Source organism: Pseudomaricurvus sp. (genome assembly GCF_965662505.1).
Taxonomy (GTDB): domain Bacteria; phylum Pseudomonadota; class Gammaproteobacteria; order Pseudomonadales; family Cellvibrionaceae; genus Pseudomaricurvus.
This window is the reverse complement of record NZ_CBFIHX010000119.1, coordinates 1-10,547: the sequence shown is the minus strand read 5'-3', so window position 1 is coordinate 10,547 and position 10,547 is coordinate 1. Positions and strand designations below refer to the sequence as shown.

Annotated in this window: 9 protein-coding genes; 5 read left to right on the top strand and 4 right to left on the bottom strand. The window is 54.1% G+C overall.

Annotated elements, in window-relative coordinates; genetic code table 11:
* A partial coding sequence (locus ACTG33_RS14055) for an alpha/beta fold hydrolase (protein ID WP_439135856.1) occupies positions 1–4,027 on the top strand: 4,027 nt, incomplete at its 5' end.
* Positions 4,028–4,080: 53 nt separating this feature from the next.
* Here the strand turns inward: ACTG33_RS14055 and ACTG33_RS14050 are convergent.
* Positions 4,081–4,359 (bottom strand): peptidylprolyl isomerase, encoded by a 279-nt coding sequence (locus ACTG33_RS14050; protein ID WP_439135855.1) that lies wholly within the window; start codon positions 4,357–4,359, stop codon positions 4,081–4,083.
* A gap of 123 nt (positions 4,360–4,482) precedes the next feature.
* Here ACTG33_RS14050 and ACTG33_RS14045 point away from each other — a divergent pair, with 123 nt between their 5' ends.
* The 3 genes from ACTG33_RS14045 to ACTG33_RS14035 all read left to right on the top strand — a co-directional run bounded on the left by ACTG33_RS14045 (position 4,483) and on the right by ACTG33_RS14035 (position 6,048).
* Positions 4,483–4,854 (top strand): glutathione S-transferase N-terminal domain-containing protein, encoded by a 372-nt coding sequence (locus ACTG33_RS14045; protein WP_439135854.1) that lies wholly within the window; start codon positions 4,483–4,485, stop codon positions 4,852–4,854.
* Positions 4,855–5,030: 176 nt separating this feature from the next.
* The gene (locus ACTG33_RS14040) at positions 5,031–5,261 is read left to right on the top strand and encodes a hypothetical protein (protein WP_439135853.1); all 231 of its coding nucleotides are present in this window, start codon (positions 5,031–5,033) and stop codon (positions 5,259–5,261) included.
* 202 nt (positions 5,262–5,463) lie between these two features.
* Positions 5,464–6,048, top strand: coding sequence for an HD domain-containing protein (locus ACTG33_RS14035; RefSeq protein WP_439135852.1), 585 nt, complete (start codon positions 5,464–5,466; stop codon positions 6,046–6,048).
* A gap of 90 nt (positions 6,049–6,138) precedes the next feature.
* Here ACTG33_RS14035 and ACTG33_RS14030 read toward each other — a convergent pair whose 3' ends face one another.
* Positions 6,139–7,392, bottom strand: a complete 1,254-nt coding sequence (locus ACTG33_RS14030; protein ID WP_439135851.1) for a hypothetical protein — start codon at positions 7,390–7,392, stop codon at positions 6,139–6,141.
* A 266-nt stretch (positions 7,393–7,658) separates the two neighbouring features.
* Between ACTG33_RS14030 and tcdA the strand changes: the two genes are divergently transcribed.
* Positions 7,659–8,504 carry a tRNA cyclic N6-threonylcarbamoyladenosine(37) synthase TcdA gene (tcdA, locus tag ACTG33_RS14025; RefSeq protein ID WP_439135850.1) on the top strand — a complete coding sequence of 282 codons (846 nt, stop codon included), beginning with the start codon at positions 7,659–7,661 and terminating at the stop codon, positions 8,502–8,504.
* Positions 8,505–8,513: 9 nt separating this feature from the next.
* Here the strand turns inward: tcdA and ACTG33_RS14020 are convergent, their stop codons facing one another.
* Complete coding sequence (locus ACTG33_RS14020; RefSeq protein WP_439135849.1) at positions 8,514–10,190, bottom strand: aminotransferase class V-fold PLP-dependent enzyme; 1,677 nt, start codon at positions 10,188–10,190, stop codon at positions 8,514–8,516.
* 7 nt (positions 10,191–10,197) lie between these two features.
* Positions 10,198–10,547 (bottom strand): TatD family hydrolase (locus ACTG33_RS14015; protein WP_439135848.1); only part of this gene is annotated, 350 nt, incomplete at its 5' end.

The window sequence follows — 10,547 nt, the reverse complement described above, 5'->3', positions numbered from 1 at the left end:
AAAGCCCGATGACACGCCCCTACAGCGTCCACGCTTCGCCGACAAATCGGTTGTTCCGCCGGTAAAACCCACCCGCATCGAAATTACAGAGCGTATTTCAGGTAACGTCACGCTGACCGATCGCCACAAACGTCCGCTGGATTGTGTAGTGGACATTACCTTGCGCTTTGAACCCAAGCCGGTGCTGGATTTTGTGCATGACACCAAGCGCACTCTGACTGTCAGCCGCCAACGCAGTGAAGATGAGCCCAGATGTCAGATGCGTATTTTCCAGCGGGAACAATGGCAGTCGCTGATTCATCAAGGCGCCAGCGACGAAACCTTTGATAAGTACGCACTGTTTACCGCCCCCATACACGGCACCATGGAAATCATGGGGCGCCAGAATTCCACCCAGTGTGAGCGAATTATCCGCACACTCTGGCCCTGGCTTCGAAATCGGGGAGCACGGGACATCTACCAGGGGGCAGAAAAGGCAGTTCGACGCTACTGGCTTCGTCTCACCAACGTCACCTCCAAGGGACGGATCAGCAAACAGGCTGACGGCAACAATCCCGCGTCAGTCGTGCAAAAGCTGAAGAATGTTCTGGCGCTAGCTTCTCGGGGCGGCGAGCAGCGAATGTTTGACTACCGGCTCACCATAGAGCGCCCCAAGTCCGGCTGGCCAACCGCCCTGAAAGGGTTTGATCCCGAACGCAGTAGCCTCGACATCAAGGGACACAAACGTATTCGCTATACCCGTGCAGCCAATCCCATGCGCCAGTTTGAAGATATGTATCTGGATGTCTTCCCCGGTCTGCAACCCAGATTTCGCCAACCCAACAGGAAAGAAGCCTTCCTGCGTTTCGACTCGCGCTTTATCACCCATTACCGCAAGCCGCTGATTCGCATTGTCGATCTGGAAGATCAAGCCACGGCGCTGGCCGATATCGGCAGCTTCTTTACGTTCTTCGTCAGAGTCATTCTGAATGTTCATCTTTGGAGCTTTCGCAAACCCGATGAACAACTACCAGGCGTACCAAATCGTCTACCCGGCAAGAGTCCGGGCGTGGTCAAACCGAATATCACCGAATTGACGGTGGACTCTCGCGGAATCGGACTGGCCGTCGATCTGCCAGTCAAGGTGCGTCTGACCCGCTACCGCCAGCCAAGCAGCGCCGAGCCGCCACTGGTGATGATTCACGGCTACAGCGCCAGCGGCAACACCTACACTCACCCCTCGATCAATACCAGCATGGCGCAATATTTCTGGAAGCGCGGCCGCGATGTATGGGTTCTGGATTTGCGCACCAGCAGCGGCATGCCAACCGCCATGCTGCCCTGGTCTTTCGAAGACGTGGCCTTTGCTGACATTCCGGTGGCCATCGAGCATATCTGTCAAAAAACCCAACGAGAAAAAGTCGACATTATCGCCCATTGCATGGGGTCGGCCATGTTCAGCATGGCGGTGCTCGCGCCACCCAAGAACGACGCCCCCTACTTTCGCGAGCGTCAATTGCTGCCGCAACGCATCAATAAGACGGTTCTGTCTCAGGTAGGCCCCCGGGTGGTGTTCAGCCCGGAAAATATTTTCCGCGCCTACGGCCTGAGCTACATTCAGCAGATGATGCCGTTTATGTTTTACTCGTTCAAACGCTCCGACGCCCCCTCGACGGCGGAGGGACTTTTGGATCGACTGTTAAGTGCTCTGCCCTACCCTGACGGCGAATTTGATTTGGAAAACCCGGGACGGCCCTGGGCCAAAACCGCCTATGTCGGCACCCGACACCGCATGGATGGACTCTACGGGCGTACCTTCAGTCTCGCCAATCTGTCCCAGAAAACTCTCGATGGTATCGACGACCTGTTTGGTCCATTGAATATGGTGACCTTGTCGCAAGTGATCCGCTTTGCCATTCACGAGCGAGTCACCAATCGCCACGGTGAAAATGAATATGTCACCAGTGAGCGACTGCAAAAGTTCTGGAAATTCCCCACACTCAGCATACACGGTGATCAAAACGGCCTGGCCGACATTGCCACTCTGGGACGCATGGAAAAGACCATGTCCGCCGCCGGCTGTGACTATCACACCGAAGTTCTGCACGGATTTGGCCATCAGGATGCACTCATCGGTAAAAACGCCAAGGTAAACTTTGAGAAAGTGCATCAGTTCCTGCAACAACCCATCACCGTCAAGCAACACACACCGACGCCACGTTACGATTTACAGCTGCCCTTTTCCGGCCCCACCATTGGCAACATCAAAGAGGGCATCACCCCCAAACTGCCTGTCAGCCTCGGTGTCTGCGCGCAAACTCCACAACCGGAATTTGTTTTATTCGTCGCCATAAAGCACCAGTCACCGTTGCGAAAATCAAGCCGCACCCCCAGCGACCAGAAGTACATCACTCTGGCCAACCAGGCGGGTTCTGGCGAGGCATCGACGCTGCCAACAGCGGAGCAATTGCGCGAAAACCTGTGTGTGAAAATGGCTCGTCCCCTGCATGACCGATGGCTAAAGACCGAATTGCCGATCACCCCTCATCTTGCACAGGCGGATGACATTCTGGTTCTGGTGCTTGATGATCTCAATCTCGACCTCGATGATCTGGCTTACGACACCCAGCTGCCAGACAATCTACTGGACGTCATTGACCGCCCATCAAGCGCCGGCAATTGCGCTCATCAGCAACTGTCCCACTATTTGCAGACACATCTATTCAGCGAAGCCTTCATTGAGCTGTTCATGAAGACACTGCGACGCCCACTGTCAGAACTGGAAAATGCCCTGATTCGGATTCCCTCAGAATCCCCACAAGACAAAACCCGCTTTGTCATGGCTGCCTGTCAGTACGCTCCGGGCATGATGGATCGCATACCCGCTTATGAGTCCTATCGACGCCTGGCCGCCAGACTCGATCAGTCAGATTTTAACCCCGAAAAGACCGCGCCTCAGTTTTTGGTACTCGGGGGAGACCAGGTGTACACCGATGCCAGCGCTGGCCTCTATGACCCCACCGATGCCTACGATCGCTTTACGGCCGCTTATCACAAGTGGCTGCAACAACTCCCGGTAAAATCTGTGATGCGTCGGCTGCCCACGTTTACCATGCTGGATGATCATGAACTGCTGAACGACTGGGATCAGAGCGAACGGTTTCTGGGAGACCCCAAGCTTTATGCCAACGGCAAGCGCGCCTATTTAAATTTTCAGAGAAACCTGCATCAAACGCCACGGGGTAAAAACCTCGCCGACACCCCTCTGTGGTACACCTTCGAACAGCAGGGCTTTGAGTTCTTCATGCTGGACAGCCGCTCAGAACGGCAGGGACGCACGGTCTCCACAGACGTGCCCTTAAACAGCTTTGCAGACAATGTTGCCACGGTGGGAGAAGCACAATTGATTTCCAAACAGCAGATGGATGAACTGAAAAAGTGGCTGCAAAAGCCGCAAACGGACGACCGCCCCAGATTTATCCTGTCACCCTCCATGCTGCTGCCAAGACGCCTGCACAGCGCTCAGGATAACGTCAGCTGTATCCACTCGGATGCCTGGGATGGTTACCCTGCTACCCTGCACGAGCTGCTGAGTTTTATTGCTAACCACAACATCGGCAATCTGGTGTTTCTCTCCGGTGACGAACACCTCTCCAGCGCGGTGGAAATCACCCTTCACCACAAAGAAGCTGAGACTCAGACGCACATCTACTCGGTACACAGTTCAGGTCTTTACTCGCCGTTCACCTTCGTGAACTCCACCCCCGACCTGTTTGCGGCCAATGAAACCTTCTCGGTCAACAGTCCTTCGGAAATTGATTGTGAGGTGCGCAGCCGCTTTTTCCCCGGGGATGGCTTTGCGGTCTTTGAAGTGTTCCAGGAGGAAGACGACTGGGTCGTGAACTGTGAATTTGATCGCGAACCCAGCGGCAACTCCAGCCAGAGCCACGAACTGCCACGCCCCACGGTCGAAGAGACATTGGACTATCAGATTCAGTGGCGACTCAAATCCGGCAGTAGCTGGAGAAGGGCTTCAGGCGAAGCCTGATCCAAACAGCCCGGAGCAAGGCTGCTCAAGGCAAAACAACCAAAGACAAACCATCAATCGCGGTAGATGGTCTCGATTAAGTGAAACCCGAACTGGGTTTTGATGGGGCCATGCACCGTCAGTAGGGGCTTTTTAAACACCACGTTATCAAACGCTTTGACCATCTCGCCCGGACGGAACTCCCCAAGATTGCCCCCCTTCTTGCCTGACGGACACCGGGAATGCTTTTTCGCCAACTGACCGAAGTCCTCCCCGCGGGCGATTCTCTGTTTCAGTTTTTCAGCTTCGGCTTTGGATTTCACCAGGATGTGGCGGGCGCAGGCGGTGGGCATTAGATAAACCTCGACTAGGTACATATAGGGAACAAACCTGCGATGGATAAAGAGCAAACCTGCGCAGGCAGGGAGTTTCCATTATAATGCGCGCCCACAAGATTCATCCAGCGAGGAAAATTCATGAAGTTTCTGCTCAAACTGCTCCGCGAAGGTCTGGGACGACTGATTGTCCTGATAGACTGGGTTACCCGTCCCCGCAAACTCAAACGTACGCCAGATGCCCAAAAGCAGGTAGAACAGGCCGCCCAGGGGCTTTCACTGTACCAATTTTACGCCTGCCCATTTTGTGTCAAAACCCGCCGGGCACTGCACCGCCTGAACCTGCCCATCGATCTGCGCGACGCCAAGCCCGGTAGTCCGCATCGTGAAGAGCTGCACAATGGCGGCGGCGCCATCAAAGTCCCCTGCCTGCGTATCGAAGAGGAAGGCAAGGTCCGCTGGATGTACGAATCCGGGGATATCATCAGCTATCTGGAACAGCGGTTCGCCTGATCAAAAACCGATAACCTACTGATTTAAATTAAATTTTCTCTATTTTCTAGTCCCCTCGACAATGGATTGTCAGGGATTCTGCCAGTTCCGTATTTTCTTCCTATACTTATTGCCAGATGACACACAAGGCATCTGACAATAATAACCATGGGCTTTGACCCTTCAGGAGAAAATGTATGGATTTGTCACACATGCGCACTCTCTACGAAATCGGTCGCCTCAGCGACGTTATGGCCGTCCCCGACAATCAGGACGGCAGCTGGCATATCGACTGCCACGATCTTTGGGGGCACACCCTTCACCTGACCACCGCCAAAGGCGAAGCCTGCCATTTTCCATCGCTGGATGCCGCCTCTGAAGCCGCTCACGATATCGGCTTCCAGGAAATCCAGATCGTTGAGCATTGACTGTGGTTTAGTATTAACTGTGGTTTAGTATTGAATGCAGCTGAGAAATAACGGGGCGAGCACTGCCCCACTGAACTGGATTCAGATGAGCGGCTCAATCTTGTAAGTTGTTCAAACTGTCATCCAGCTGACAGTTCAGCACCGGAATCTGTCCTAAGCTGTCTCTGATGACACCCAAGCAGCCTGAAATCCGGAGCTCATAATGACAATAAAACAATCAACCTTTACCGCGATGACCGACAGCACTGCCGAAGAATGGCAGTGCATTGCCGAACATATGATGGAATTTACCAGCGAGCTGCCGAAACGTAGTATTGCGCATCTGGAGTTGCTGCGCGGCGATTACGGCGGTTTTGCGATCGACCGCCTGGAACACTGTCTGCAGACTGCGACACGGGCCCACCGCGACGGACGCGACGACGAGTACGTGGTCTGCGCTCTGCTGCACGATATCGGTGATACTTTGGGGCCTCTAAACCACGCCGATGTGGCGGCCGTCCTGCTGGAGCCCTATGTCTCCGAGGAAAACCACTGGATCGTCAAACACCACGGCATCTTCCAGGGCTACTATTTTTTCCACCATCTGGGACTGGACCGCAACCTGCGGGACAATTTTAAAGACAGCCCCTACTATCAGGCCTGTGCGCATTTCTGTCATCAGTACGATCAGAACAGCTTTGATCCTGAGTATCAGAGCGAATCACTGGAGTTCTTTTTGCCCATGGTGGAAAAGGTCTTCGCCCAGCCTCGCAAGTCGCTCTATAAGCAGGATGAAAACGCAGCTTAGTAGTTGAACGCTTAGTAGAGGCAGACTTTTCATAGCCAGAAACCAAAAAGAGCGACCTAAGCCGCTCTTTTTATGAATTCAGGAACCGGCTCAGATCTGAGCCGGGGTATTGCACTGCATCACCAACATCTCGTGAATACCATCGAAGAAGGCCTGTTTACGGGCTCTCATGGCACGATGCGCCACTTCCATCTCCGCTTTCAGTGCATCCAGTTTTTCCTGCAACTCAAACTTCGGCAACTGCATACTCTTGAGGGTCATGCGCTTGGCTTTGAAAGCCTCCCACTGATGAGTCGCTTCCAGCCATTCGGCTTTTAAAGTTTCCAGCTTGGACTCCCAGGTCTCCCAGCGAGTGGGCTGGGTTTTCACCTGAGCATAATACAACTCGCGACGGGCGATAATCTCCGCCTCCTGACGCTTGGTCGCACGCTGCAGACCTTTAACCAAACCCATGCCACGCAACATCAGAATCACGTAACGGGTCGGATCCAGCAACCAGCCACTCCAGCCAAAGCCATTGCGGTAATCGCGGGCAAAATCGTGATGGTCTGCGTGGTGATTGCCTTCACCCATAGGCCCCATCCAGACATAGTTGTTCTTGGCCGAACTGAATGCACCTTTGGTGAAGCCCCACATGTGGGTCACACTGTTGACCGTCCAGGTATTGTGCTGCGCCAGAATAAATCCGCCTATGGAGGCGACCATCAGACACAACGCTCCCACCACGGAATTCGTCAGGAAGAAGCCCAACACCAACGGCAACAGGAAGTTCAGTATCACCAGCAGTGGCAAATACAGCTTGTCCTGCCACACCAGAGGTGTCGCATTTTTGACCGCATAGGCCTTCTCCTGAGCCCCGGTATCCGGGTGATGGAAAAAGTAGGTCAACATGTGAGACCAGACAAAGTTGCGCCAGGTGCTCTTAAACCAGGTAGCGCTGTAGGGGTCTAGCTGATGCTTACCACTGCGATCCACTCCATGGTGAATAACATGCATCGCAGCCCAGCGACGTACGCTGCCTTGCATGGCCATCACCTGACCAATAAACCCAAATACGATATGCACCGGCCAGCTGACATGCTTCGCCGCACCGTGGGACACCAGGCGATGGGAATAGACCGTGGTGGACAAGCTGCCTACCAGACCATGAATCAATGTCCAGCCCAGCATAACCTGCCAAAAGCCGTCGGGCGCGTAGACATAAGCGATCGGCGTTGCGACCAGGCAAATGACATGGGTGATTGAGATAAAGCTGGCCGTTACCCAGTCGATGGTAAACCCGTGTTTAAAGACATCACGGATACGCTCAAATAACGGTGCGGGACTATTTCGGTGGTTTTTCATCGTCTTTCTGCTAATTCCTGTAAATCTGTAACAGTATCTCTATAACGGCATGGATATTCATCCCTAAACCGTCCAACTGCTTTAATTTGCTCATACTATCGTCGGCACGCTGAAACACAAGCAATTCTCTTCAACCAAGTCATTCTAAAGACTGGTTTTTTATGACCATTTAGTCGAGCTTATTGTCACTAGGGGATGGTGACGGGTTTTGATAGAATTCCGCGCCTGCCCCCTATCCAGACTGCAACCGAGCCAAACGATACGCCATGAACCAGAACCCGCCACTCTCAAAGCCCTCAGACCTCTCTGATGCTTATCGCCAGCGTTTTGGAGGCATAGCTCGGCTGTACGGTGAAGCTGCCCTGACAGCGTTTCACAACGCCCACTTCGTAGTGGCGGGTATCGGCGGTGTCGGCACCTGGGTTGCGGAAGCTCTGGCACGCTCCGGTATCGGCGAGATCACCCTGATTGATATGGACGATATCTGCATCACTAATAGCAATCGCCAGCTCCACGCCATGAGCAGCACCATCGGTCAGCAGAAGATCGACGTTATGGCGGCGCGCCTGAAGGACATCAACCCTGAGCTCAGGGTAAACGCCGTTGATGAATTTTTAGAGACAGACAACCTGCATGAGCTGATTCCAGCTTCAGCCGATGCCGTGATTGACGCCATCGATGCCGCTTACGTCAAGGCGGCGCTGATCAATCACTGCAAGCGGCAAAAGAAGATTATCCTCACCGTGGGCTCTGCCGGCGGCAAGCTGGATCCCCGTCAAATCGTCAGTGGCGACCTGAGCCGTACCACCAACGACCCGCTGATGGCCAAAACCCGCAACACCTTGCGTCGCTGGCACAACTTCTCCCGCAACCCCAAGCGCGTGTTTTCCATCGAAGCGGTCTATTCCACTGAACAGATGACCTACCCGGCGGAAGACGGAGGCACCTGTCAGGCCAAGACCGGATTAGAAGCGGGAACCAAACTGGACTGCAGCGGCGGCTTTGGTGCCGCCACCATGGTCACCGCCACCTTTGGGTTTGTGGCGGTGTCGCGCGCGCTGGAAAAGTTTGTGCTCAAACAGCAACGACAACAAAACCAACAACATGGATAGACGAAGGCTCTATCCCAAATACCCCAGCATCTGATCCAGCAGCGCCCGAAAACCGTTGCTGCGTGATTCACTGAGGTACTTTTCCAACCCAAGATCAACAAAAGTTTGATTCACATCCACCGCCCGAATCTGTTCGGCGGTTTGATTATCCAGCAAGACCAGCAACAGTACGGACAACCCCTGAATCACGCGGGAATCCGTATCGATAGCAAAGCAATGGCGATCGCCCTGCTGCTGATGCACCATCCACACCTCGGATTCACAGCCCCGCACCCGGTTTTCGTCTTTGCGAATCTCCGGTTTCGGTTGCAGTAAATTGGCCCAGCGGGTCAGCTGACGGTAGCGCTTCTGCCAACTGGGCTGTTTTTCCAAATCCTCCAGAGAGACACTGCTCAGATCATCCCCCAGCCAGCCATCTCCTGTCGCCGTGGCGGATTGCGTATCGCGCGACTCAAACGGCAGACTCTCCAACGCTGCGATCAACGCATCTACATCCTCGCGGTTGTTGTAAGCCGCCAACGACACCCGCAAGCTGCCGGCCTGCCCGAGACTGTCCATCAACGGCTGCGCACAGTGATTACCGACTCGCACCGCGATGTCGTGCTCATCCAGCCAATGGGCGATATCACTCACCGAAAGCGTGCTCTCAGGACGGCAAACCAGAGACGCAATACCCACATTATTGGTGTGAGAGGTCAGCAGTTTGATGGGCAAGGTCTGTGTCAAACGAGTGAGTTCACTGTGGAGGTAGCGATTCAGATGCGACTCATAGGTCGCCATGGCTTCGCGGTTCTGAGCTTGCAGAAACGTTAACGCCGCACCCAACCCGGCAATGGCCGCCAGCGATGAGGTGCCCGCTTCAAAACGGTGGGGCGCTGCGGCGTATTCACTGCCTTCCAGCGTGACCTGAGAGATCATCTCACCCCCACCCTGCCAGGGTGGCAATTCAGCCAGACTTTCCGCCCGGCCATACAACAAGCCAATGCCCGTCGGACCGTAAAATTTGTGCGCTGACCCCACCAGAAAATCACAACCCCAGGCCTGCACATCCACCACATCGTGAGCCAACCGTTGTGAGGCATCCACCACCAGCTGACAACCTTCCGGTAACAGGGGCTTAATCCACTCAACCGCAATTCTGAAACCCAGTGCGTTTGAGGCGGCCGATAGCGACACCACTTTGGTTTTTTCATTTAACAGCTGTGGCAATTTATCCAGTTGCGGCTCACCTTGAACATCCGGCAAAAAACGCAGCTCCAGCTGGTACTGATTCGCCACCATCTGCCAGGGCACCAAATTGGCGTGATGTTCGGCCGCCGACAACAGGATTTGATCACCGGGTTTTAATGTTCTTGCCAGACTTTGCGACAACAAATTCAGAGCTTCTGTCGCACCGCGGGTGAAAATAATTTCGTCGTGGACTGTGGCATTGAGAAAGTCAGCCGCCTGGCCACGCACCATTTCCACCATGCTGGTGGCAGCGCGAGCGAGACGATGACTGGAACGATGTGTATTGGCGTTATAGCGACTGTAAAAATCGCTCATGGCATCAATGACGCACTGCGGTCGCTGAGTGGTGGCGGCATTATCCAGATACACCAGCTGGGCATTTTCAGGGTGAGAAAATAAGGGAAACTGCTGCTTAAAAGCGGTGCTGTTGAACGTCATAACTTGTGATTCAATCATTAAGAATTCAAGGCAGAGAAAATAGCGTGCGCGTGTTTTGCGCTGTCTGCTTCTGGATATCCGCCAGCGGCGCTTTTCTCAGCTCCGCCAGACACTGTGCGATACGGGGCAAACGCAAAGGCGTATTCGGTTGTCCCTGGAAACCATCGAGAGGCATATCCGGCGCATCGGTTTCGAGCAACAAACTCTCCAGTGGCATACCGGCAATCGCGCGACGGGTTTTCTTGGCCCGCTCGTAGGTGATGGTACCACCAACACCCAGATAAAATCCCAAGCGCCAGTATTGTTGTGCCTGCTCGATGCTGCCGGAGAAACCGTGTATGACGCCACCCGCCGAGGGCTGGTAATGACTCAACA

Bases quoted from the DNA above. Each gene is read 5' to 3' on its own strand.
- ACTG33_RS14040 (WP_439135853.1), top strand. From the start codon at position 5,031: ATGGATTTGTCACACATGCGCACTCTCTACGAAATCGGTCGCCTCAGC.
- ACTG33_RS14050 (WP_439135855.1), bottom strand. From the start codon at position 4,359: ATGCCCACCGCCTGCGCCCGCCACATCCTGGTGAAATCCAAAGCCGAA.
- ACTG33_RS14045 (WP_439135854.1), top strand. From the start codon at position 4,483: ATGAAGTTTCTGCTCAAACTGCTCCGCGAAGGTCTGGGACGACTGATT.
- ACTG33_RS14035 (WP_439135852.1), top strand. From the start codon at position 5,464: ATGACAATAAAACAATCAACCTTTACCGCGATGACCGACAGCACTGCC.
- tcdA (WP_439135850.1), top strand. From the start codon at position 7,659: ATGAACCAGAACCCGCCACTCTCAAAGCCCTCAGACCTCTCTGATGCT.
- ACTG33_RS14020 (WP_439135849.1), bottom strand. From the start codon at position 10,190: ATGATTGAATCACAAGTTATGACGTTCAACAGCACCGCTTTTAAGCAG.
- ACTG33_RS14030 (WP_439135851.1), bottom strand. From the start codon at position 7,392: ATGAAAAACCACCGAAATAGTCCCGCACCGTTATTTGAGCGTATCCGT.